This window comes from Niveispirillum sp., from assembly GCF_017996735.1.
Taxonomy (GTDB): Bacteria; Pseudomonadota; Alphaproteobacteria; order Azospirillales; family Azospirillaceae; genus Niveispirillum.
The window spans coordinates 25,612-48,868 of record NZ_JAGOGJ010000019.1 but is presented as its reverse complement, the minus strand read 5'-3'; the positions used below and the strand labels follow the sequence as shown (position 1 = coordinate 48,868).

The window sequence follows — 23,257 nt, the reverse complement described above, 5'->3', positions numbered from 1 at the left end:
AAGATCACGGCGGCGATACCTCCAACCGTCGCGCGAGGATTGACTGAAGCAGATGGCGCGATATTCTTTGTGATACCTAAAAAATCAAAAGAGTGCGGGGGGAACAATGAAGTTGACCCATTTCCGGGATTTGCTTGCGGTCGTCCATACGGGGAGCCTGCGTGCCGCGAGCCGGCATTTGGGCATCGCCCAGCCGGTCATCACCCGCAGCATCCGGGAGATCGAGAATGAACTGGGCCAGTCGCTGCTGGAACGCCATTCCAAGGGCGTCTCGCTGACACCCGTCGGCGAGCGGTTCGTCCGCCGCATCGAGAGCGTGCAGGCCGAGATCCAGCGAGCGAAGGAGGAGGCAAGCCAGTGGAACGGTGATTTTACGGGCGAAGTCTCGGTCGGCCTGTCGCCGATCAGCATCATGAGCCTGCTGCCATCCTCCCTTTCCGCTTTCAACAGGCGTTATCCGAAGGCTGTCGCCAAGGTCACGCAGACGCTTTTCCAGCCGGTGGAACAGAAGCTGGCGGAAGGCCTCATGGATTTCTGGGTTGGCTCGATCCGCAAGGAGAATGTCTCCCAGCGTTTCACGGTTGAAGAACTGATGCCGCACAACCGTCGAATCGCGGGACGGGTGGGCCATCCGCTTGGCGGCGCCCGGTCGCTGGAGGATCTGGTCAATGTCGGCTGGGTACGTCCGTCGCTGGAGGACAGGAGCGCGGAAAGCGACCTGGAGGCGACCTTCAAACGGCTCGGGCTGCCGGTGCCGGAGGTCCTCGTCGAATCCTCCTCCATGCTCATCACCATCATCACGGTGGCGAATACCGAGCTGTTGACCGTACTGCCGGATCAGATGTTCCAACTGATGCCCATCGCGGGCTTCTGTGCCCCGCTGGAGCATATCCCGCCCATCTCTTCGGACCCGATCTGCCTGGTCCATCGCCGGGGGCTGCCGCTGACGCCGCTGGCGGAAAAGCTCAGTGACCTTCTGCGCAAGGCCGCGCACAACCGGCGCGGGCACCCTTAGCCCGGTGCATGCCGAACCCGTTTCAGGTATCACCGGTCGAACTTTCTGATCGCCACAGGATCATCGGCTTGCCCGATAAGCTCGGGAGAGGGGCGACAACGTCCATGGCCTTTGGGGAGAGAGATCGATCATGAAGCTTGTGCGTTTCATTTGGGATGGCCAGCCTGCCATCGGTGTCGTTGTCGGCGATGGGATCATCCGTATTTCCGACCTGCTGCCGGAATATCGCGAAATGCGCCAGCTCGCAGCAGCCGGTCCGGAAGCCTTGGAGAGGCTCGCCGACAAGCTTGCTGGTGCTCGGCCGATCGTTGCCCTGGAAGGCGCGCGGTTGCTGTCGCCCGTCGAACGGCCGCACAATTTCCTGGCCATCGGCATGAACTACCGCAAGCATGCGGAGGAGGGCGTGCGCCTCGGCGTGGTCCCGCCGAAATTCCAGGTCTGGTTCAACAAGGCGACTAGTTCCATCTCCGGCCCGTTCGATGAGATCGATCCGGGCGTCACTCGTCAGCTCGATTATGAGGTCGAGCTTGGCGTCGTGATCGGCCGGGCGGCGCGCTATGTCACTCCCGACGAGGCGCCGGCCCATGTGTTCGGCTATGTCGTCGCCAATGACGTTTCAGCGCGCGACTGGCAATTGCATGCCAATACCTGGACCATCGGCAAATCCTTCGAGAGTTTCGGCCCCGTCGGCCCCTGGATCGTCACGCCGGATGAGATCGGCGACCCGCACAGACTGGAACTGCGCACCTATGTCAATGGCGAGCTGCGCCAGCAGGCCAATACCGAGCAACTCATCTACAGCATCTGGGAGCAGATCGAGTATGTCTCGACCGCCTTCGTGCTGGAACCCGGCGACCTGCTCCTGACGGGCACGCCGGAAGGCGTGGGCCATGCGCTGATTCCGCAGCGGCACCTGGAAACCGGCGATGTCGTGCGTTGTGAGATCGAGAATATCGGCGCCATCGAGAACAAGGTCGGCCCCAGCAAGGCGCGCCGCTTCCCGGTGCTTGATGAGAACCGGATCTCGAAGGTGCTGGCAGCGGCCCAGGCCTGACGAGTGTGGGGAAGCGCTACCGCCTCCCCACCCATCCATGGCACGTTAACCAATGGTCGGGCGCGCAGGCGGCCTAGCGATTGATCCGCAGCGGGAGCTGGTGATGCGGGCATTGAAAAATATCTGGTACATGGCGGCTTGGGACAAAGAGATCCCGCCCGGACGCCTGTTCCATCGGACGCTGGTGGAGCGGCCGGTGGTGTTCTTTCGCGACCATGAAGGCAGCGTTCGCGCCATCGGCGACCGCTGTCCGCACCGTTTCGCGCCGCTGCACATGGGCGAACTGGTCGGGGATGCGGTGCAGTGCCGGTATCATGGCCTGCGCTTCGGGAGCGACGGGCAATGTGTCCACAACCCGCACGGCAATGGCGCGATCCCCAAGGCGGCAAAGGTTCCCTCCTATCCGGTGTACGAGCGCTATGGCGCCGTCTGGATCTGGTTTGGCGATCCGGCCCTGGCCGACCCCGCGAAGCTTCCGGTGTTTCCGCTGCTGGACCCGGAGAAATATGCAGCCGGTCAGGGCTATCTGAAGGCCAAGGCGCATTACGAGCTTGAATCCGACAATATCATGGATCTCAGCCATATCGAGTTCCTGCACCCGCTCTTCGCCACCGAGGCTGTCCGCCGCGGGAAGATCGAGACGGTGCAGGAGGGTGACGCGGTCTGGTCGAAGCGTTTCATTACCAACGATCACTTGCCCTCCTTCCTGGAGGAGATTTTCGGCCTTGAACCCGGTACGGCCGTCGATCGTTGGCTCGATTGCAAATGGCAGGCGCCGGCTCTGATCGAGCTGTATAGCGGCGCCACGCAGACGGGTCGGCCGCGCGAGGAAGGCAGCGACGTTCCCAGCATCCATTTCTTCACGCCAGAAACGGCGAAAACGACTCATTATTTCTACGCCATGTGCTGCCCCCGCTCGGCCGGACCGATGGCGCAGGAGATCGCGCAGCAGCAGACCGACGCTGTACGGGGACCGTTTGAAACCGAAGACCTGCCCGTGGTCGAGGCGCAGCAGGAGATGATCGGCGATGCGGATTTCATGTCGCTGAACCCGGTCCTGCTGCCAACCGATGCCGGTGCCGGCCGTGCGCGACGCGTTCTCGCCCGGATGATCGCGGAGGAGGAGAAGCAGCTCAATCCGGCAAAATAGGGTCGAACGTTTCCCCGGTTTCCAGCGCAGTGGATATTCCTGATGTCCCTTCGAATGCCCGAGCCTGATACCGCCATTCTCAGGCGGCGCCCGGATATTGTCCGGGCCTTGCGGGCGATTGTGCCGGGCGACAGCGTGATCGACGATGTCGACGCGCTTCGCCCCTACGAATCCGATGGTCTGACTGCCTATCGTCAGCCGCCGATGGTCGTGGTGCTGCCGGAGACCACGGCCCAGGTTTCCGCCATCCTGGCCTGGTGCCATGCCGAGGGTGTCAAGGTGGTGCCACGCGGATCGGGCACTTCGCTCTCCGGTGGCGCCCTGCCGCTGGCCGACGCGGTGCTGGTCGGCATGGCGAAATTCAACCGGGTGCTGGGGATCGACTATGCGGACCGGCTGGTCGTGGTCCAGCCCGGTGTCACCAACCTGGCCGTCACCCGCGCGGTCGAGGAGCGCGGCTTCTACTATGCGCCGGACCCGTCCAGCCAGATCGCTTGCTCGATCGGCGGCAATGTGGCGGAGAATTCCGGTGGCGTGCACTGCCTGAAATACGGCCTGACGACGAACAACGTCCTGGGTGTCGAGATCGTGCTCATGGATGGCGAGGTGGTCCGGTTGGGCGGTCGCCAACTCGATCCCGCCGGCCTTGACCTGCTGGGGCTCGTGGTGGGGTCGGAGGGGCTGCTGGGCATCGTCACGGAGGTGACGGTGCGCATCCTGCCCCGGCCCGAAGGGGCACGCGCCCTGCTCATCGGGTTTCCTGACGTGGAGGGGGCGGGCAAATGCGTGGCCGATGTGATCGCGGCCGGCATCATCCCGGCGGGCATGGAGATGATGGACCGGCCGGCTATCCATGCGGCGGAGGCCTTCGTGAAGGCGGGGTATCCGCTGGATGTCGAAGCACTGCTGGTCGTCGAACTGGACGGCGTTTCGGCCGAATGCGACCATCTGATCGAAAAGGTCGCAGCCATCGCCCGCGCCGACGGATCGACCACCTTGCGCCTCTCCCGCGACGAGGCCGAGCGCACGGCCTTCTGGGCCGGGCGCAAGGCGGCCTTTCCCGCCATCGGTCGCCTTGCGCCGGATTATTATTGCATGGATGGCACCATCCCCCGCCGTCGCCTGCCGGAGATGCTGGAGCATATGCGGGCGCTGTCCAGGCGATATGGCCTGGATGTCGCCAATGTGTTCCATGCCGGTGACGGCAACCTGCATCCGCTGATCCTATATGATGCCAATATCCCCGGCGAACTGGACCGGGCGGAGGCGTTCGGCGACGACATCCTGCGCCACTGCGTCGCCCTCGGCGGCGTGCTGACGGGGGAACATGGCGTCGGCGTGGAGAAGCGTGACCTGATGCCGGTCATGTTTTCCGAGATCGACCTCCGGCAGCAGCAGCGACTGAAATGCGCCTTCGACCCGAAATCGCTGCTCAATCCCGGCAAGATGTTCCCGACACTCCACCGCTGCGCGGAACTGGGCCGCCTGCATGTGCATCAAGGCGCCACGCCGTTTCCGGACCTGCCGCGTTTCTGATGATGCCCGTTCCTCTCCGCCCCACCTCCTCCGATGAGCTGATCGACATCGTCCGCGCGCTGGGGCGCGGACAGCGGCTCGCCATCCATGGTGGCCGCAGCAAGGCAGGCATCGGATGCGATACGCCCGATGCCGTGCCGCTCGACATGACGGGATTTGCCGGCATCGTGGACTATGATCCAGCCGAGCTGGTGTTGACCGTCGGGGCGGGCACGCCGCTGGCGGAGGTCGAGGCGCTGGTGCGTAGCGAGAACCAGATGCTGGCCTTCGATCCCTTCGATCACGCCCCCGTATTCGGCCGTGCCGCCGGACGGGCGACGATCGGCGGTGTGGTGGCGGCGGGAGTGGCGGGGTCGTGCCGGTTGTCCTGCGGGTCGGCGCGTGACCATTTACTTGGCATCCGCACCGTGTCAGGCAGGGGCGAGCCGCTGGTCGCCGGCGCGCGGGTCGTCAAGAACGTAACCGGCTATGACCTGCCCAAGCTTGCCGCCGGAAGCTGGGGCCGGCTGTTTGCCATGACGGAACTGACCCTGAAAGTGCTGCCGCGGCCGCCCGTGCAGGCGACCCTGGTCCTGCCGGGACTGGACCCGGAGCGGGCGGCGGCGGCGATGGCCCTGGCGATGGGATCACCGGCCGAGGTTGCGGCGGCAGCGCACAGGCCGGCGGAACTGGGCGACGGGACCGCGCTGACCGCCCTGCTGCTTCGCGGCTTCGGCCCATCCGTGACGGCCAAGCGCGCCATCCTTGATCGCCACCTGTCCGACTTCGGACCGACCGTTTTGCTGGACGGGGGCGAGGCGGATATTTTCTGGGACGGCCTGCGCACCCTGGCGCCCCTGGGCGATGATCTGCCGCTCTGGCGCGTGAACGTGCCGCCAAGCAGGGGTCCGGCGGTGATCGCCAGCCTGGGGGCGCAAGGGGCGCAGTGGATGTTCGACTGGGCCGGTGGTCTGATCTGGCTGGGCTTTGATGGCGATCCCGCCCTTGTCCGGGCCGCCGCGGCGCAGGGTGGCGGGCATGCGACGCTGATCCGGGGACCGGCATCGCTGCGCGCCCAGGTCCCGGCATTCCATCCCGTCGCTTCGGGCCCCACGGCGTTGGAGGCGCGGATAAGGCGCGCCTTCGACCCGGCGGGCATATTCGAGACCGGTCGTTTTGGAGGCGCGACGTGAAGACGGAATTCAGGCCCGAGGCGCTAGCCGACCCGGTGATGGCGGGATCGGAGGCGATCATCCGCAAATGTGTGCATTGCGGCTTCTGTACGGCCACCTGCCCGACCTATGTCCTGCTGGGTGACGAGTTAGACAGCCCGCGCGGTCGTATCTATCTGATCAAGGACATGCTGGAACGGGAACGGGTGCCGACGCCCGAGATCGTCAAGCATGTCGATCGCTGCCTCTCCTGCCTGTCCTGCATGACGACATGCCCTTCCGGCGTGAACTACATGCATCTGGTCGATCATGCGCGGATCTATATCGAGGCGCGGTTCAAGCGACCGCTGCGTGAACGGCTGATACGCGCGATGCTGGCCTGGACCCTGCCGCATCCGGCTCGGTTCCGCGCGGCGCTGGCGCTGGCACGCCTGGGTCGGTTGGGCCTGCCGCTATTTAACCGGATCAACGCGCTGCGACCGCTGGCAGCCATGCTGGCCTTGGCACCGGCCCGCCTGCCGCCTCCAGCTGATGACAGCAACGCGCTTGTCGCCGGTGCCAGAGGGCGGGTGGCGCTTTTGCGGGGCTGTGCGGAACCGGTGCTGCGCCCGGAATTCCGCCAAGCGGCGGTACGCCTGCTCAACCGCGCGGGTTATGACGTCCTGCTCGCGCCCGGGGAGGGGTGTTGCGGTGCCCTGATCCATCACATGGGGCGGGAGACGGACAGTCTCGACGCCGCGCGGCGGAACGTCGATGCCTGGCAGCGCCTGATCGCGGACGGGGGCCTTGATGCCGTGCTGGTCACCGCGTCGGGATGCGGCACGACGATCAAGGATTACGGCTTCATGCTGCGCGATGACCCCCAATATGCCGCACCGGCGGCTGCCGTATCGGCCCTGGCCAGGGACATCTCGGAATTCCTGGCGAAGATCGATCTGCCGGCGGGGCAGCCCCGCGCCCTCACCGTCGCCTATCACGCCGCCTGCTCCCTCCAGCATGGTCAGAAGGTGACGGAGGCACCGAAGCGCCTGCTGACCCGCGCGGGTTATGACGTCCGTACCCCGGCTGAGGCACATCTTTGCTGCGGGTCGGCTGGTACATACAATATCCTCCAGCCGGAGATCGCAGGACGGCTCGGCGATCGCAAGGTCGCTAATCTCGAACGGTTGCGACCCGACGTCATCGCGACCGGCAATATCGGCTGCGCCATGCAGATCGGTCAGCGCACGGGCATCCCCGTCGTCCACATTGTCGAACTGCTTGATTGGGCTGCCGGCGGGCCGATGCCCGATACCCTTTCCTCACTTTCCACCGACTAGGAGTGCAACATGAGCCGCATCAGTCTGGATCAGGCGAACAGGATGATCGAAGCCGCATTCGCCAAGGGTAACGAATTGGGGCTGAAGCCCCTATGCGTGGCGGTCCTGGACGCGGGCGGCCATCTGATCGCTCTGCAGCGCCAGGATGGCGCCTCCATCCTTCGCCCCCAGGTCGCCACGGGCAAGGCGGCCGGGGCGCTGGCGCTGGGCATGTCCAGTCGCCGGATCGGCGAGGTCGTGGCCGAGCGCCCGGCCTTCATCGCGTCGATCGGCATGGTCGCACCCCAGGGCATCGTGCCGGCGGCCGGCGGTGTTATCCTGGTGGATAGCGACGGCTTGCCGATCGGTGCGATCGGCACCACGGGGGATACGTCGGACAATGACGAACTGTGCACCATGGCGGGTATCGCCGCCGCCGGCCTGACCCCGCAAAGCTGAGAGACGAGATGCCGCTCTATGAGTATGACGGACAGCGCCCGTCACTGCCGGACGATGACAGTGCCTGGGTGGCGCCATCGGCTGACCTTATCGGCCAAGTCAGGCTCGCGTCGGGCGCCAGCGTTTGGTTCGGCGCCGTCATCCGCGCCGACAATACGCCGATCCTGGTCGGCGCCGGCAGCAATATCCAGGACGGCGCGATGCTGCACTCCGACCCCGGCGCCCCGCTGACGCTAGGCGAGGAGGTGACGGTCGGACATCACGCCATCCTGCATGGATGCACCATCGGAGACCGCGTTCTGGTCGGCATGGGCGCACGGGTGCTGAACAAGGCCGTGATCGGTGATGATTGCCTGATCGGGGCCGGTGCACTGGTGACGGAAGGCAAGCACTTCCCGCCGGGAAGCCTGATCGTTGGCGCACCGGCCACCGTCAGGCGTGCATTGTCGCCGCAGGAGATCGCGTCGCTGCGGCAATCGGCACAGCTTTATCGCGAGAAGGCCGCGCATTTCAAAACCACACTGAAGCTGATCGCCGACTGATAATGGCCCGACGCAAGGCGATGCCGCTACAGGCTGTTCGTCGCAACGGCTGATACCTGGAAGGATGGCGCGGGCCGCTTCTTGTCATCCTGCGCGCGCCGGACGCTTGCGATAAAGAAAACGGAAAACCGGGAGGCGACATTGCACAATCAAAAGGATGCGGCCCCGCCGCAGGTGATCATCGTCGGCGCGGGCCCGACCGGATTGGCGCTGGCCATTGAACTGGGAAGCCGTTCGATCCCCTGTCTGGTGGTGGAGAAGAATGACCGCACCGGACATGCGCCGCGCGCCAAGAACACCAATATCCGCACGCGCGAACATCTGCGGCGCTGGGGTATCGCCGGGCGCCTGGCGGAGGCCGCCCCCTTCGGCGTCGACTATCCCTCCAACATCCTGTTCGTGACGCGCCTGGGCGGGCATCTGATCACCCGGTTTGAACATGCCTTCGGTGGCAATCCGCAGCGTGACCACCATTATTCCGAACATGCGCAATGGATCCCGCAATATAAGCTGGAGGCTGTTCTGCTCGACCATGCGCGCTCACTGCCGGGCGTACGTGTCGAGTTCGGGCGGGAACTGGTCGGGATCACCCAGGATGAGAACGGCGTTTCGGCCGTGATCCGTTCGGTGGATACCGGGGCGGAAGCGACGAAGAAGGCCCTCTATCTCGTGGGGGCCGACGGCGGTCGCAGCAGCGTACGCCATCAGATCGGCGCCACCATGGTGGGCGTCCACGGCCTGTCCCGCAACAACATGACGATCTTCGAGGCGCCCGGCCTGGCGGAAGCCCAGCCGCATGGACCGACCATCCAGGTCTGGCAGTGCAACCAGGATATGCCGAGCTTCATCGGGCCGATGGATGTCGGCGACCGCTGGTTCTTCGTTCCGACCGGCATTCCGCCGGAAACCCAGTTTACCGAGGAACAGTTGCTCGGCATGATCCGCCGATCGACGGGCCTTGACCTGCCCTATCGCATCCTAAGTTCGGAAATCTGGGTCGCAAGCCGGCTGCTGGCCGACCGCTATTCGCGCGGACGGATATTCTTGGCGGGTGATGCCTGCCATCTCCATCCGCCCTTCGGCGGGTTTGGCATGAACATGGGTATCGCCGATGCCGTCGATCTGGGCTGGAAGCTTGCCGCCGTGCTGCAGGGATGGGGGGCGCCCGCCCTGCTCGACACTTACGAGCAGGAACGTCGGCCCATCCATGATTATGTGATGGACGAAGCCGAAGCAAACCACGCGCTGGCACCCAATCAGCTGGCCCGCGATGGCATCGAGGAAGATACGCCCAGGGGTGAGCAGATCCGCAAGGAAGTCGCCGACCTGATCTGGAAGACCAAGCGGCCGGAATTCTTCAGCCTGGGGGTCGTGCTCGGCTACCGCTACATGGGATCGCCGATCATTGTTGACGATAACCCCTCCACGCCGTGGGTGCGGTCGGTCGATTACGTGCCCTCGGCGGCTCCGGGCAGTTTGGCGCCCCACCGCTGGCTGGAGGATGGCAACTCGCTCTACGATCATTTCGGCCCGGGCTTCACGTTGCTGGTGTTGGATGCCGATCCCCGCCCGGAGGTGCTGAAGGTCCAGGCCCAGGCGCGGCACCTGGGTGTTCCCTTGCAGGTCTTCGAGACTTCCGACAAGGAGGTCGCCGATCTCTACCAGGCCCCCCTGGTCCTTATCCGGCCGGACCAGCATGTGGCTTGGCGGGGAGGTGCTGTGCCGGACGATCTCATGTCCCGGGTCTGCGGACAGGGGATGAAGGCTCCGCATCTGACAGGTGCCGGGATGGGCGTGGCGGTCGATCGATCCGGTAAGGGCCATCAAGGGAGTGTGCCGCCAATGGTCGCCGACAGGGCGCCCGCCGGAGCGGAAATCCGCCAAGGCCGATAATCCATGGATTCTTGTGCGTTGCTCAACAGGGAGGGCGAATGTCCAGATTGCTTGTCGTTACGTCGGATGGGACGGAAAGGGTCTTCGAAGCGGGGCCGGGGAACTCGGTCATGGAGGTTATCCGTGACAATGGCCTCGAAGAGTTGTTGGCCATATGTGGCGGTTGCTGTTCCTGCGCCACTTGCCATGTGTATGTCGATCCGTCCTTCGCCGATCGGTTGCCGCCGATGAGCGACGACGAGGATGGTCTGCTGGACGGATCGGACTATCGGCGGCCGGAATCCCGCCTGTCCTGCCAGATACCCTTCGACGAAGGCCTGGACGGCTTGCGGGTCACGGTTGCACCCGCCGGCTGAACGGACCATGGGCGGGTGGAGGCTTCAGGGAGCTCCTATGGCTTTGATCTATGATGTCCTCATCGTCGGCGCGGGACATGCCGGTGCCCAGACAGCCATTGCCCTGCGGCAGCAGAAGTTCGCGGGTTCCGTGGCAATTATCGGGGATGAACCCGACATTCCCTACGAGCGACCGCAGCTCAGCAAGGAGTATCTGTCGGGCGAGAAAGCGTTCGATCGGATACGTATCCGGCCGCTCCTGTTCTGGCAGGAACAAGGTATCGATCTGCTGCTGGGCCGCAAGGTGGAGGCTGTGGATGCCGTGGGACACCAGGTCCGCTGTGATGATGGCGCAGTTTTCGGGTATCGTTCCTTGGTCTGGGCAACGGGCGGACAGCCCCGTCGTCTGGCTTGTCCGGGAGGCGGATTGGCCGGCGTCCATTCCATAAGAACGCGAGCGGATGCGGATCGGCTGATGTCCGCCCTGTTGCCGGCACGGCGCGTTGTCATCGTCGGTGGTGGCTATATCGGCCTGGAGGCCGCCGCGGTTCTGCGGAAGCTGGGCAAGGATGTCGTTGTGCTGGAAGCGGCGGAGCGCGTGCTGGCGCGTGTTGCCGGGGAAGTGCTGTCGCGCTTCTACGAGGAGGAGCATCGGCGGCATGGTGTCGCCATGCGATTGAACGCAAGGATCGACGGCCTGGAGGGGAAAGAAGGGCGCGTCACCGGCGTGCGGCTGTCATCCGGTGAGGTGCTGGCCGCTGATCTGGTCATCGTAGGCATCGGCATCTCCCCTGCGGTCGAACCGCTGCTCGCCGCGGGCGCGGAAGGGGGCAATGGTGTGCTGGTGGACAGGTGGTGCCGTACCAACCTGTCCGACATCTACGCCATCGGAGACTGTGCCGCGCATCCCAATAGGTTTGCCGATGGGACCATCATTCGGTTGGAATCCGTCCAGAACGCCAGCGATCAGGCTACGCTGGTGGCACGGAACCTGACCGGCGGGGATGAGCAATATGCCGCGATACCCTGGTTCTGGTCCAATCAGTATGATCTGCGTCTGCAGACCGTGGGGCTGTCGTCGGGATATGACCAGGCCATCGTCCGCGGGGACGTGGCAGACCGTAGTTTCTCTGTCATTTACCTGAAGGCCGGTGTCGTCGTAGCGTTGGACTGCGTCAACGCCGTCAGGGACTATATCCAGGGCAAGCTCCTGGTGGTCTCCAGGGCCAAGGTGCCCCTGAAGATGTTGGCCGACACCAGATTGCCACTGAAGTCCCTTGCTGGAGAACGGGCGCTGTAGGTATCTGAGTCTCATGGGTGAGCTCACCAAATTCTGATTGGCGCTAAATGGTGGCTTGATGAATCGGGCATTTAGGTGAATTGCCCTACGCTGTCGCCCGGAACAGCAAGTTGAGATGGTCGTGCGCCTTCACATTCACTCTTTTCTACTCTGTAGCAGCTAAAACTACGATCCTTCACGACGCGATACACGGTGGGACAGGTAGGTTCAAATCGAACGATTTGAACTTGTCAGTTATCAGGCGGTGCAGGTTGTTACCCGCGTAAGGCGTCCAGCCGCTCGATGAACCGGCCCTTCCTGGCGTGCCGGCCCCGAATGTCGGCCAACCGGCGGGCGAAGCTATCGCCTTCGCCTTGCTGGTCGGCGATCGCTGCCAAGTCGGCGAGAAGGGCCGCCGCCCGGTCATAGCCAGTGGCATTGCGCAGTTCGATCTGCTGTTCCACCTCGCGCCAGGCGGCTTCGCCGCGCTGTGTCACGGCGGTCAGGCGTGCTGTCCGTGCCTCGGCCTGTTCGCGCTCGCGGCGCTGGCGCTCTTCTTCGGCCCGGTCCGCCGCCGCGCGGCGGCGTTCGGCAGCAATGCGCTTGGTGGCCGCCCGCAGGTCCCCGGCGGTGGGGAGCCCACCGGAGCCCCTGGTGCCGCCGCTTCCTGTCAACGCCTCACGGCAACGGCGACGCAACGCCGTCCCCAGATGGGGGTCGGCATTCTCGTACAGGCGGCGTAACCAGAGGATCTTCTCTTCCTCGGCAAGGGTACGGAGAAAGGCTTCGACTTCGTCCGCTGAAGGTTCCGCCGGTGATGCAGCCGTCGCCTGGGTTGCGGCCTTCAGCAAGTCGCCATCTATGGCGAGGAAATCCGCAAGCGCTGCCAACGGTCCCGATAGCGTCCCCAATCCGGGCGAGGGCATGCGGGTTTCGTTGCGGGCATGGCCATTCTCCACCTGTATCAGCCACAACAGCACGAACAGCCGCAGGTCACCGGCCAACAGGTCCGCCCGCAACGGCGCCAGTGCCGTCAGCCGGCCACTGCCGTCATCCCAATCCTCGGCTTCGACCTCCTCCCGGCGGATATCGATGATCAGATGCGCGCCGGCAACCTTGATGTCTGCCACCTCATCATCGATCTGGAAACGGTCCAGTGCTTCCAGGTCGACGAGCCGTCGCGGAAGTTTGAGCGCGAAGCGCCGGCTGCCCCAGTTGGCGAGGTAGAGGAACAAATCGAAATGGCGCTTCAGCATGTCGCGCGGATCGGCCTTGAGGTCACCCCACTCATAGGAGTTGACGAAGCCGGTGGCGGTTATATGTGCCCGGGTCGAGATCGCCCGCAACGCCGCCTTGGCTTCCGGGTCCAGCGGCCGGTCGATGGCCTGGAACTCGTAGTACTGATATTCGCTCATGACGTCTTCTTGGGTTATTCCGTTTCCGGCACTTCCGGCCAATGTCCTGAGCGTGATCCTTCATCTTTTCGGGACATTCTGCCAAGGAGAACATTCCAAGAAAAGGACGCTCCATGCCCGGCTGGTCCCTATGGGCGACTGGTCAGGATCGCCCCGATTGGGGAGCATCGGGGTGCACGACGAGACCGGCCATTCGCTGGTCGAGCCCTCGCTTGGCGGCTGCCGGTCATTTTGCCTCCCAGACCCGGCGCCAAGCTGCGAACTCCGAGGGTCGGACCTGATAGCGCGCGAAATTGCCTTCGTGCAGTCCCGTCAACTCGGCTTCGACAATCTCAATGAAGCGCCCGCGGTCAACGCTATCGACCCTGTCGGCCGCCCAGGCAACGATGTGCCCGATGGCTTCCTTGCGTCCGGTACATCCCCGGATGAGGTCGGCGACAAGTTCACGCAGTTCGGCGCGATAGCGAAGCCTGAACGGATCAGGCTCGCCCAGCGACTGCCGCACAGCGGCATAATGCGCCGCCGAGCGTTCATAGGCCCACAGAAAGAGGTCTTTGAGGAGATCAACCTGGTTCAGTTCGTAAATCCCGAGCACAGCTTCGGTATAAGTCTGCCGGGGCACATCGGCAAAAGAGAGCGGTGAAAGGTTGTTCCTGATGAGGGGGATGTTTGCGGCAAGGCGGGACACGCGCTTGTTCACATCATCGAAGGGCTGCAGATAGGGTAGTTGCACCATGATGAAGAATGCCTGCTCGAACGGATCGGCGATGGCGTCGGCAGTGGCCAGAATTTGATCGAAGGATTCCTCGATAAGCTGCGGTACTTCCAGAGGATGGAAGGCGGACCGTTCGATTCCCACCGCGATATAGCGCAATCTGCCGACGGCGGATGGATCGGCAAGGAGGTTGTTGGCCAGCAGCCCATGCAGATTGAGGATCGTATAGCGGTTGAAGCCGATATCGTCGGCCGCACTGACCAGGAATTCGATCGCATCCTTGTGGTTAAGGATCATCTGCGCGTCGAGATGTGTTCGACCTTCCGCCTCTTTGCCGAATTCAATGAGGCGCTTTGTGTCCAGAAGCGAGTAGGTGTTGCCCTCCAGCCGGCTGGAATTCCAGGCGAGGTCGATGAGGAGCCTGCTGAAGATGTGCCTGGCGTAGGTTCCCGCCGGCTGCTCGGCGATTTGTGATCGACCGACAGACATCAGATGGGCGCGTTCAGTTTCCGTCAGATAGAAGGTGACGTTCGGGCGGTAGCGGTCGAGAAAGTCGCGATTGTAACCGACCGGCATGCGCGTTTCGAGCGCCCGTCGGACATGGTGGCGTATTGATTTGGCTGCGTCGGAAAGCGCAATGGTAAAGGCTCGATCCTCGTCAGGAGGTCCGGTGACCGCCACCGCGTTGGGCAGGCGGTACCTTGCCCAGCGGCCTTCGCCTTCCATGATGAGACGGTTATCCGACACCAGTCGCTTCAGGCGATATTGCAGCGTGCGTTGCGGAATGGGTGCAGGCAGGGCGCGACCAATCTCGGATGCGGGGATGGCCTCTGCATGAAGGCCTACGATCCCTTCGATCGCAGCCAAGGCGTCTTCGGTGATGTGATTGGCCACGATATGTCGCCTTTCCTGCGTATAGCGGCTAGGCGCAAGAATGTAGAATGTAGGCGCAAAAATCAAATATATGCGCAATGTTTGTTGCGCCTATCCGATTGTGATGGCTTCGCGTTGGGCTGGGCTGTCGTCTGGGACAAGCTACGCTACTACACGAAATAGCCCGTTGCGGTTTCCGGCAGCCAGCAGTTTCAGCATTCGGTAGTCCCTGAGGGCGGGTCGCAAGTCGAGAGCATATCCTGCCCCCGCATCCAGAAAAGCCCCGTAACCTCAACAGGTTATGGGGCATTTTGTTGTCCGCGACCCGGAAGCAGGCCAAAGCGTGGAAGTGACCTGCTCCCCTAATTGTTTCCGTTTATAAGCAGAGTCCTCTGGTTTGGTATTGGGGTTGAGGGACGTTCAGGACCGGGGGCATGCCCCCGGTCCTGAACGTTGCGAACTGGGCAGGGGACATCCCGCCCAGGGTGGAATGGGGTCGAATATTGTTGTAGTCGTCGCGCCAGTCGGCCAGCACCTGGCGGGCATGCCGCAGACCGTGGAACAGGGTTTCATTCAGGCATTCATCGCGCAAGCGTCCGTTGAAACTTTCCACGAACGCATTCTGGGTGGGCTTGCCGGGCTGGATGTAATGCCACTCGACCTGATGGGTTTGCGTCCAGGCCAGGATTGCCCTGGAAATGAACTCGCTGCCATTGTCGCTGACAATCATCAGCGGTTTGCCGCATGTGGCGATCAGCGCGTCCAGCTCTCTTGCCACCCGCTTGCCGGACAGCGAGCTGTCGGCCACCAGGGCCAGGCACTCGCGCGAGAAATCATCCACCACGGCCAGGATGCGGAACCGCCTGCCATCGCTGAACGCATCCGACACGAAATCCAGGCTCCAGCGCTGGTTGGGAGCCTGGAGCACATTCATCGGCGCCCGTGTGCCCAGCGCGCGTTTGCGGCCCCGCCGCCGGCGCACCGCCAGCTCTTCCTCCCGGTAAATCCGCAGCAGCTTCTTATGGTTCACCGCCATCCCCTCCCGGGCCAGCAGACATCCCAGACGCCGGTAGCCGAACCGCCGCCGCTCCGATGCCAGTTCCCACAGCCTTTGCCGCAAGGCACCGTCATCAGGGCGACGCGACCGATAACGGATCGTCCGGCGATGCACCTTCAGAACAGAGCAGGCCCGCCGCTCGCTGACACCGAACGTCGCCCGCAGATGGGCAACCGTCCGGCGTTGAGCGGCGGGCCTCACCACTTTTTTCCTGCAACCTCGCGCAGCATGGCGTTGTCCAGCATCGCCTCGGCCAGCAGCTTCTTCAGGCGGCTATTCTCATCCTCCAGGCCCTTCAGGCGTTTGGCTTCCGAGACGTCCAGCCCGCCATATTTCGACTTCCAGGCGTAAAATGTCGCCTCCGAAATCCCGTCTCGCCGGCAGATGTCCGCCGCCTTCTGCCCAGCCTCCTGCTCCCGCAGGATCCCGATAATCTGTTCCTCACTGAAACGGCTCTTCTTCATCCGATAGCCCTCCTCGGTCAGGAGGACTCTACTTCACGCCGGACACATTTCCAGGGAGCAGGTCAACTGCAATTCTTCCTGTCATCGCGCCCAAATTGCATCGACCAGCAGCTGAGTCCGACTGGGCTACGCGCCACGAGATGCGAGGCTACAGCCACGCCGAACCAGACCCCGGTGAGGTCCAATCACCAGGGTCTGGTCTCAGGTGGTAGCCCCTGCGAGTATAGTATCCTCATTGAAGAGCTTCCCCATTGTATCAATCAACGAGGGATCATTCAGGTCGAACAGGGATGCGTTGCCGCCGATCCACTGGAAATCATGTTTCAGGCGGGTGATCAGCCAGTCGTTTCCCTGTTTGATGAACCGGACCTCGTACCAGCCATATTGCGCATTTTCGGAGGCACCGAAATCGGTCTGCCTCCAGTGGCGAGAGGTCATGTAGACCAGCGCGTCTGCATGGTCGCCCTCCACATTGATGTCCCAGTTGGAGTAGCTGTGGTGGCGCCGGACGGGGGCCAGGATTTGGCTGGCGAACAGCGTAAACAGGTCCGGGTCGACTTGCACGATGGGCTGACCGGTCAGGCGCTGGAAATCGACGGTGACGGGGTCGGTAAAGCAGGACCGGTAGGCAGCCCAGTCGCCCGTGTCCAAGGCGCGGCCGAACCGCAGCATCACCTTCTTAACCGCTTCGCGTTCCCACAGGTTCACGACCATCTCGTCCCTGGTCATATCGTTCCTCCTTGTCGTTGCTTTTTGAAATTCGGTCACCAGGCCCGCACGCCGCCATCCACGGCGATGTCGGCCCCGGTCACGTAACTGGCATCCTCGCTGGCCAGGAAGGCGGCCGCGCTGGCCACCTCCTCCGGCTGGCCCATCCGGTTCAGCATGGCGCGACCCAACTGCACGCGCGACCAGTCGGGATCTTCCTTGATCATGCGCGTCTGCGTCGTCTCGATGGTGCCTGGCGACAGGCTGTTGACGCGGATGCCATGGTGGCGGCCTTCCATCGCCAGTTGCCGGGTCATGGCCAGCACTCCGCCCTTGGCCGCGCAGTGCGCCAGCCCCGGCAGCCGCTCAATCCCTACCCAGGCCGACATAGAAGCGTTGTTGACGATGGCGCCACCGCGCTTCTTCAGAGCCGGCCAGGCGGCGCGTGTCATGCGGAACACAAGGTCCAGTTCCTGGTTGATGGTTCGCGCCCATGTGGCGTCGTCCATCTCCTCAATCCAGGCGAAATAGGCCATGGCGCCATTGTTGAACAGGACGTCGATGCCGCCGTGATGCCCGATGGCGGCGGTGATGACGCGCTCGCAATCCTCTGTGAGCGTCAGATCGGCCGGGCTGACGGAAATCATGCTGCCGCCTTGCGCCCGCACCTGCCGCAGGGTCTCCTCCGCGCCTTGCGGGTCGATGTCGCACCCCACCACGTCGGCGCCTTCCGCCGCGAAGCGCAGGCAGGAGGCGCGTCCGATGCTACCGCCGGAGCCCGTGATGATACAGGTTTTCCCGGCCAGCCGGCCCGTAACTGGTCGCATTGGCATCTCCATGGGACAGGGGTGCCGTCGCAACGGCATGAACCTTATACTGGATGCACTTATGCCATGGGTGATACGCGAACGTCAATCCGGTTTCAGGGGTGGAGTAATGATCCGGCCATAAAACTTGCCGAAATTCCGAAGAATTTTGTTTTTTATCAGATAGATGTATGTTTCTACTGCCTTTAGAGAAGCTGATGTGTCCTGGATAATGATATTGCGTAATACTTAATGTGGATACATTATTGGCGCTGCGGGCGCGGCCGGAAATGACGTCCGGATGGCGAGCCGCTGGCTCTCAAACCGCAGGCCCGGAGGGGAATATCGATGAAGAGTTTTGATGTCGTTATCGTGGGTGCCGGGCATGGCGGGGCGCAGACCGCTGCTCTGTTGCGCCAGAACGGGTTCGGGGGGAGCGTCGCGATCATCGGGGATGAACGCGAACTCCCTTATGAAAGACCACCGTTGTCGAAGGAGTATCTTTCCGGCGAGAAGGGGTTCGAGCGCATCTTGATCCGCCCCGCCGGATTCTGGCGGGAACGCTCGGTCGACATGCTGCTGGGCCGGCGGGTGGCCGCCGTCGATCCGGTCGGCCGCGCGCTGACCCTGGATGATGGCGAGGCGGTCGGCTATGGCCGCCTGGTCTGGGCGGCCGGTGGCGCTCCCCGCCGGCTTTCCTGTCCGGGGCATGAGCTGGGCGGCATCCATACCATCCGTACGCGCGCCGATATCGACCGCCTGCAAGCCGAACTGCCCGGCGTGGACCGGGTGGTCATCGTAGGTGGCGGCTATATCGGGCTGGAGGCCGCCGCCGTGCTGGTGAAGCGGGGCAAGCGCGTCACAGTGCTGGAGGCGCAGGACCGCGTCCTGGCCCGCGTCGCGGGAGAGGCGCTGTCCCGGTTCTTCGAGGCGCAGCATCGGGCCCACGGCGTCGATCTCCGCCTGAACGCCGTCCTGTCGGAACTGGAAGGCTGGGAAGGGCGGGTGACCGGCGTGCGTCTGGCCGATGGTTCACGTATCGCCTGCGACATGGTGGTGGCCGGCATCGGCATCGTGCCGGCGGTGGCCCCGCTGATCGCGGCCGGCGCGCGCGGCGGCAATGGTGTGGAGGTCGACGCCCAATGTCGCACCAGCATGCCCGACATCTTCGCCATCGGCGATTGCGCGCTGCATGCGAACCCCTTCGCTGATGGCGCCTGGATCCGTGTGGAATCCGTGCAGAATGCCAACGACCAGGCGGCCGTGGTGGCCAGGGTGCTGACGGGTGGCGACGCCTGCTACCGGTCCGTGCCCTGGTTCTGGTCCAACCAGTACGATCTGAAATTACAGACCGTCGGCCTGTCTGCCGGGCATGATGCCACCGTCTTGCGCGGTGATCCGGCCAGGGGTGGTTTCACGCTGATCTACCTGCGGCAGGGCAGGGTCATCGCTCTGGATTGCGTCAACGCCACAAGGGACTATGTCCAGGGCAAGGCCCTGGTCGTCGGGCAGTCCCTGGCGCCGCCAGCCCTTCTCGCCGATCCCGGCATCCCGCTGAAGCAACTGGCGGCCGCACCGGCGCAGGTCGCCTGACCAGCGTTCCAGCTTGGACTTGACCTGCAAAACTGGATACACTATGACTTTGCTGGGTTGAGTGCGGCTGTATGCCTATGGTCTTTGAATCGCGAGAACGAAATGAGGTCTTGCCTGGTCGGTTCCGGTAATATGGATACACTGATGCGCTAGATGCCAGGACTCACCTCAAAAGTGCGCGCCGATAGGACGTATAAGTCTCAATTCCGGGTAACCGGCTTCCAAGCAACAACACATGAAGATCTAGGGGAGGATATGAGCATGAAGAGGTTCCGCCATTGCCTGCTATTGGGGACGGCCATCGCCATCGCCCCTGTCCAGGCCCAGGAGGCGCCCGCCGGAGTTGACAGCGCGGGCAGCGCCCTGGCTGGCGAACTGGAGCTTGAGCCCATTGTCGTCACCGCGCGCAAGCGCACGGAAAACCTGCGCGACGTGCCCGTGTCGATTACCGCGCTGGGCGGCGACCTGCTGACCGAGGCCAAGATCAATCAGGTCGTGGACCTCAGTTCGCGCGTGCCGAACTTCACGGTCTCCACGGGCTCCAATCTGCCTTTCGCGCTGATCCGTGGCTTCGGCTCGGGCAACAACATCTCCTTCGATCAGGCGGTGGGCAAGTTCATCGACAACGTGTCCTATGGCCGCGACCAGGATATCCGCCTGCCCATGTTCGATGTGGAGCGAGTGGAGGTGCTGAAGGGGCCGCAGGTCCTGCTGTATGGCAACAGCGCCACGGCCGGCGCGCTGAACATCACCACGCGCAAGCCCGGTGCGGATTTCGCGGCCGACGGTTCCGTCAGCTACGAGGGCTACCATGACGAAGTGACGGCGCAGGGCGGCGTCACCATCCCGCTGACGCCCGATGTCGGCCTGCGCCTGTCCGGCTTCTTCCAGAACCGCGACAACGGCCCGACCTACAACCTGCTGACCGACCGGGACGAACCGCAACTGCGCAACCACGGCCTGCGCGGTATCCTCCAGGCTGACCTCACTGACGATCTCACGGTCTCGCTGAAGGCCGAATATGGCCGCGTGAAGGAGCGCGGGGTGGGGGCCGAGGCCATCAGCCAGCCGATCTTCCCGCATCCGACCTTCGGCCGGGTCCTGATGTTCGACGATGCCCGGTTCGACGGCCGCACGGCGATCACATCGGAGGGGGCACCCTTCTTCCAGAAGGCCTTCGTCGGCCTGGAGAACCAGACCTACCAGGCGGATATCAGCTACGACCTGGGCAAGGGCTCGCTGGATTCCACCACGGCCTTCCGGACGCTGGATTTCGCGCAGTCCCTGCCGTCGGCCTCGCCCGTGCCCGTCCTGAACGCCTTCCTGACATACCGGTACAAGCAGTTCAGCGAGGAACTGCGCTACACGGGCAGCTTCGACAAGCTGGATGTGACGGCCGGCGGTTATTACCAGCGCGATACGTTCGACGTCTGGTCGGCCATCGATTTTAACATGAACGGGTTCGGCGGGCTCAGCGCCTTCTCGCTGAACAACAATCTCGACCAGACCAACAACAGCTATTCCCTGTTCGCTGACGTCACCTACCACTTCACCGACCGGTTCAGCCTGGAACTGGGCGCGCGGCAGAGCTGGATCGATAAGCGGGCGGACCAGTTCCTGGTGCCCGGCATGGTCGTGCCCGGCAAGACCTTCGGTAGCCGGGCCGATATCCTGTCCGTCAACCGCATGCTGGACGGGCTGTTCGTGGCACTCAACAACGGCGTGCCGCCGCATGTCTTCACCGGCCTGGAATATGATGACAGCTTCTTCCAGCCCCAGGCCGTCATCCAGTACGAGCTGACCCCCGACAGCAACCTGTTCCTCAAGTATGTGCGCGGGCAGAAGGCGGGCGGCTTCGACTACTTCTATGCCGGGGACGCGGCCGGTCCCACCCCGGCCGGCGCGCAGTTCGCGTCGGAGCGGGCGGAATCCGTGGAAGCCGGCCTGAAGGGCACCTTGCTGGACCGGCGGCTGGACTACTCGCTGGTGGCCTTCCGCACCACCTTCACCGACCTGCAGGCGTCGCAGTTCGAGACGGTCAGCTTCGTCGTCACCAATGTCGGCAAGGCGCGGACGCAGGGCCTGGAGCTTGACGTCAACTATGTCCCGATCCGGGGCATGCGGGTCAGCGGCTCCGCCGCCTATCTGGACGCCAAGTACCTGGACTATCCAGGGCAGCCCTGCACGCTGGAGCAGAAGCTGGCGCATGCGGCAGTCCATGGCACGCCCAATGGCTGCGTGCAGAGCCTGTCCGGTGCGCCCACCCAGTTCAGCTCGAAATGGACGGGGGCGCTGTCGGTCGATTACACCCATCCCGTGGGCGCGGAGACCGACATGGTCGGTGGCGTCACCCTGTTCGCCCGGTCCGGCTACAACGCCTCGCCCAACAACGAGCCGCTGCAGCGGCAGGGCGCCTATGCCAAGATCGACGCGCATGTCGGCGTGAAGCTGGGCAACGGGTCGACCACCCTGTCACTGTTCGCTAAGAACCTGACGGACAAGCGCACCCTGGAATTCGCCACCCTATCGCCGTTCAGCGGCGATGCCCAGACCGGCGTCTATTCGCTGGGCCGGGAGATCGGCGTCCGCGTGGGGTTCGAGTTCTAAGGCGATTGGGGCCTGATGGGAATTGCTCCACGATGGCTCCTGCGTGTCTCCCCCCCGAAAATGGGGGAGACATGCGAAGCCATGCCACGAAATCCGTTCGGCCTCAGATCATCCCTCTCAGCCCTCACCGGCGTGATGGCCGATACTACCGATCCGGAAGCTCATCATGAAATCATCCCACCTGTTCCTGGCCGCGGCCCTCCTTCTGGCCCCGGCATCCGGCCGCGCCACCGAACCGGCCGTGAAGGAGCCCGCACCGGTGGAGAACCCGGTGCTGGCCCGCTCGCGCAATGCCATGGTGCTGACGCTGCTGGGCACGGCCGGCGGCCCCCTGGCCCGGCCCGACCGGGCACAGCCCGCCAACCTGCTGCTGGTGGATGGCAGCGCGTATCTGATCGATGCGGGAGAGGGGACCGTGAGACAGCTGGCCAAGGCCGGTGTGACCACGGGCGACCTGCGCGCCGTCTTCATCACCCATCTGCACACCGACCATACGGCCGGCATTCCCGGCCTGTTGATGTTCCGGTGGAGCTACCTGATGGCTGGGATGCCCCTGCCCGCCCTGCGGCTGGTCGGCCCGCCGGGCACGGCGGAGATGACGGACGGTGCCGTCGGTTTCGCCACCTGGCCGACAGAGACGCTGCGCGCCCAGGCGCCGAAGACCCCGCCCGTGGCGGCGGTGGCGGCGGCCGTCAACGCCTTGCCGGGCGTGATCTACCAGGATGACAAGATCAAGGTCACCGCCGTGGAGAACACGCATTACGACGCGGTGGCGCTGAAGGAGGGGCCGCAGGGCCGCCATCTCTCCTTCTCCTATCGCGTGGACAGCCGGTTCGGTTCCGTTACCTTCACGGGCGACACGGGACCCGGCAAGGCAGTGTCGGACCTGGCCAGGGGAAGCGACCTACTGGTCAGCGAGATCATCGACATCCCCCCCATGGCCCGCTTCGTCGCCAGGGCCGCGTCGCTGCCGCCGGGCGCGGACAAGGGCATCATCGCGCATATGGAGCGCGAGCACCTGTCGCCCGACGCCGTGGCCCGGATCGCCCGCGACGCCGGGGTGAAGAAGGTCGTGCTGTCCCACATCGCCAACCCGGACCTGGACCCGGTCCAGACCGAAGCGCTGGGCACCGGCGTGTCGAAGGGCTTCGACGGTCCCGTCGTGGTCGGCCGGGACCTGCTGACACTCACCGTCGGGGCGGAGGCCGCACCGGCCCCGTGAGGGCCGCCGCATCATCCGACATGCCATCGAAAAGGCAGGGCGTGACCCGTCGGGTCACGCCCTGCCTTTTCCGTTACCTGGGCTC

19 protein-coding genes are annotated in these 23,257 nt (G+C 64.0%); 14 read left to right on the top strand and 5 right to left on the bottom strand.

The window, feature by feature from the left end; genetic code table 11:
* The first annotated feature begins 106 nt into the window (after window positions 1-106).
* From KBA48_RS09045 to KBA48_RS08995, 11 genes are all read left to right on the top strand, one after another.
* Window positions 107-1,015 (top strand): LysR substrate-binding domain-containing protein, encoded by a 909-nt coding sequence (locus tag KBA48_RS09045; RefSeq protein WP_292905398.1) that lies wholly within the window; start codon window positions 107-109, stop codon window positions 1,013-1,015.
* Between the two features lie 130 nt (window positions 1,016-1,145).
* A complete protein-coding gene (locus KBA48_RS09040; protein ID WP_292905396.1) occupies window positions 1,146-2,069 on the top strand; it encodes a fumarylacetoacetate hydrolase family protein in 924 nt (307 codons plus the stop codon).
* Between the two features lie 52 nt (window positions 2,070-2,121).
* The gene (locus KBA48_RS09035; protein WP_292905394.1) at window positions 2,122-3,219 is read left to right on the top strand and encodes an aromatic ring-hydroxylating dioxygenase subunit alpha; all 1,098 of its coding nucleotides are present in this window, start codon (window positions 2,122-2,124) and stop codon (window positions 3,217-3,219) included.
* A gap of 42 nt (window positions 3,220-3,261) precedes the next feature.
* Window positions 3,262-4,755 carry an FAD-linked oxidase C-terminal domain-containing protein gene (locus KBA48_RS09030; RefSeq protein ID WP_292905392.1) on the top strand — a complete coding sequence of 498 codons (1,494 nt, stop codon included), beginning with the start codon at window positions 3,262-3,264 and terminating at the stop codon, window positions 4,753-4,755.
* A complete protein-coding gene (locus tag KBA48_RS09025; RefSeq protein ID WP_292905390.1) occupies window positions 4,755-5,927 on the top strand; it encodes an FAD-binding protein in 1,173 nt (390 codons plus the stop codon). The genes KBA48_RS09030 and KBA48_RS09025 overlap by 1 nt, the downstream gene beginning before the upstream one ends.
* A complete protein-coding gene (gene glcF / locus KBA48_RS09020; RefSeq protein ID WP_292905388.1) occupies window positions 5,924-7,225 on the top strand; it encodes a glycolate oxidase subunit GlcF in 1,302 nt (433 codons plus the stop codon). Before KBA48_RS09025 ends, glcF begins: the two co-directional genes overlap by 4 nt.
* 9 nt (window positions 7,226-7,234) lie before the next feature.
* Window positions 7,235-7,663: a heme-binding protein gene (locus tag KBA48_RS09015; RefSeq protein ID WP_292905386.1), complete on the top strand. Its 429-nt coding sequence runs from the start codon at window positions 7,235-7,237 to the stop codon at window positions 7,661-7,663.
* An 8-nt stretch (window positions 7,664-7,671) separates the two neighbouring features.
* The gene (locus KBA48_RS09010; RefSeq protein WP_292905384.1) at window positions 7,672-8,205 is read left to right on the top strand and encodes a gamma carbonic anhydrase family protein; all 534 of its coding nucleotides are present in this window, start codon (window positions 7,672-7,674) and stop codon (window positions 8,203-8,205) included.
* Window positions 8,206-8,346: 141 nt separating this feature from the next.
* Complete coding sequence (locus KBA48_RS09005; RefSeq protein WP_292905382.1) at window positions 8,347-10,098, top strand: FAD-dependent monooxygenase; 1,752 nt, start codon at window positions 8,347-8,349, stop codon at window positions 10,096-10,098.
* Between the two features lie 38 nt (window positions 10,099-10,136).
* Window positions 10,137-10,454, top strand: coding sequence for a 2Fe-2S iron-sulfur cluster-binding protein (locus tag KBA48_RS09000; RefSeq protein WP_292905380.1), 318 nt, complete (start codon window positions 10,137-10,139; stop codon window positions 10,452-10,454).
* Window positions 10,455-10,491: 37 nt separating this feature from the next.
* The gene (locus KBA48_RS08995; protein ID WP_292905378.1) at window positions 10,492-11,733 is read left to right on the top strand and encodes an NAD(P)/FAD-dependent oxidoreductase; all 1,242 of its coding nucleotides are present in this window, start codon (window positions 10,492-10,494) and stop codon (window positions 11,731-11,733) included.
* A gap of 254 nt (window positions 11,734-11,987) precedes the next feature.
* On the opposite strand, the gene KBA48_RS08990 is transcribed toward KBA48_RS08995, so the two are convergent.
* The 5 genes from KBA48_RS08990 to KBA48_RS08970 all read right to left on the bottom strand — a co-directional run bounded on the left by KBA48_RS08990 (window position 11,988) and on the right by KBA48_RS08970 (window position 17,771).
* Complete coding sequence (locus tag KBA48_RS08990) at window positions 11,988-13,127, bottom strand: hypothetical protein (protein ID WP_292905376.1); 1,140 nt, start codon at window positions 13,125-13,127, stop codon at window positions 11,988-11,990.
* A 226-nt stretch (window positions 13,128-13,353) separates the two neighbouring features.
* Window positions 13,354-14,736: a Fic family protein gene (locus KBA48_RS08985; protein ID WP_292905374.1), complete on the bottom strand. Its 1,383-nt coding sequence runs from the start codon at window positions 14,734-14,736 to the stop codon at window positions 13,354-13,356.
* Window positions 14,737-15,091: 355 nt separating this feature from the next.
* Window positions 15,092-16,236, bottom strand: a protein-coding gene (locus KBA48_RS08980) for an IS3 family transposase (RefSeq protein WP_292905372.1) whose coding sequence is annotated in 2 segments (ribosomal slippage) — window positions 15,092-15,978 and window positions 15,978-16,236 — 1,146 coding nt in all. Because the reading frame shifts where the segments join, the coding sequence is not laid out codon by codon here.
* Between the two features lie 201 nt (window positions 16,237-16,437).
* Window positions 16,438-16,965: a nuclear transport factor 2 family protein gene (locus KBA48_RS08975; protein WP_292905370.1), complete on the bottom strand. Its 528-nt coding sequence runs from the start codon at window positions 16,963-16,965 to the stop codon at window positions 16,438-16,440.
* A 35-nt stretch (window positions 16,966-17,000) separates the two neighbouring features.
* On the bottom strand, window positions 17,001-17,771 hold the full coding sequence (locus tag KBA48_RS08970) for an SDR family NAD(P)-dependent oxidoreductase (protein ID WP_292905368.1): 771 nt from the start codon (window positions 17,769-17,771) through the stop codon (window positions 17,001-17,003).
* 327 nt (window positions 17,772-18,098) lie between these two features.
* Between KBA48_RS08970 and KBA48_RS08965 the strand changes: the two genes are divergently transcribed.
* The 3 genes from KBA48_RS08965 (at window position 18,099) to KBA48_RS08955 (ending at window position 23,172) form a co-directional block, all read left to right on the top strand.
* Entirely contained in the window at window positions 18,099-19,343 is a 1,245-nt protein-coding gene (locus tag KBA48_RS08965) for an FAD-dependent oxidoreductase (protein WP_292905366.1), read from the top strand.
* Between the two features lie 261 nt (window positions 19,344-19,604).
* Window positions 19,605-21,950: a TonB-dependent receptor gene (locus tag KBA48_RS08960; RefSeq protein WP_292905364.1), complete on the top strand. Its 2,346-nt coding sequence runs from the start codon at window positions 19,605-19,607 to the stop codon at window positions 21,948-21,950.
* A gap of 166 nt (window positions 21,951-22,116) precedes the next feature.
* A complete protein-coding gene (locus KBA48_RS08955) occupies window positions 22,117-23,172 on the top strand; it encodes an MBL fold metallo-hydrolase (RefSeq protein WP_292905362.1) in 1,056 nt (351 codons plus the stop codon).
* Window positions 23,173-23,257 lie beyond the last annotated feature (85 nt).

Excerpts from the sequence above, each read along its gene's own strand:
- KBA48_RS09045 (WP_292905398.1), top strand. The coding sequence starts at position 107 with ATGAAGTTGACCCATTTCCGGGATTTGCTTGCGGTCGTCCATACGGGG.
- KBA48_RS09040 (WP_292905396.1), top strand. The coding sequence starts at position 1,146 with ATGAAGCTTGTGCGTTTCATTTGGGATGGCCAGCCTGCCATCGGTGTC.
- KBA48_RS09035 (WP_292905394.1), top strand. The coding sequence starts at position 2,122 with ATGGTCGGGCGCGCAGGCGGCCTAGCGATTGATCCGCAGCGGGAGCTG.
- KBA48_RS09030 (WP_292905392.1), top strand. The coding sequence starts at position 3,262 with ATGTCCCTTCGAATGCCCGAGCCTGATACCGCCATTCTCAGGCGGCGC.
- KBA48_RS09025 (WP_292905390.1), top strand. The coding sequence starts at position 4,755 with ATGATGCCCGTTCCTCTCCGCCCCACCTCCTCCGATGAGCTGATCGAC.
- KBA48_RS09015 (WP_292905386.1), top strand. The coding sequence starts at position 7,235 with ATGAGCCGCATCAGTCTGGATCAGGCGAACAGGATGATCGAAGCCGCA.
- KBA48_RS09010 (WP_292905384.1), top strand. The coding sequence starts at position 7,672 with ATGCCGCTCTATGAGTATGACGGACAGCGCCCGTCACTGCCGGACGAT.
- KBA48_RS09000 (WP_292905380.1), top strand. The coding sequence starts at position 10,137 with ATGTCCAGATTGCTTGTCGTTACGTCGGATGGGACGGAAAGGGTCTTC.
- KBA48_RS08995 (WP_292905378.1), top strand. The coding sequence starts at position 10,492 with ATGGCTTTGATCTATGATGTCCTCATCGTCGGCGCGGGACATGCCGGT.
- KBA48_RS08990 (WP_292905376.1), bottom strand. The coding sequence starts at position 13,127 with ATGAGCGAATATCAGTACTACGAGTTCCAGGCCATCGACCGGCCGCTG.
- KBA48_RS08975 (WP_292905370.1), bottom strand. The coding sequence starts at position 16,965 with ATGACCAGGGACGAGATGGTCGTGAACCTGTGGGAACGCGAAGCGGTT.
- KBA48_RS08970 (WP_292905368.1), bottom strand. The coding sequence starts at position 17,771 with ATGCGACCAGTTACGGGCCGGCTGGCCGGGAAAACCTGTATCATCACG.
- KBA48_RS08965 (WP_292905366.1), top strand. The coding sequence starts at position 18,099 with ATGAAGAGTTTTGATGTCGTTATCGTGGGTGCCGGGCATGGCGGGGCG.
- KBA48_RS08960 (WP_292905364.1), top strand. The coding sequence starts at position 19,605 with ATGAAGAGGTTCCGCCATTGCCTGCTATTGGGGACGGCCATCGCCATC.
- KBA48_RS08955 (WP_292905362.1), top strand. The coding sequence starts at position 22,117 with ATGAAATCATCCCACCTGTTCCTGGCCGCGGCCCTCCTTCTGGCCCCG.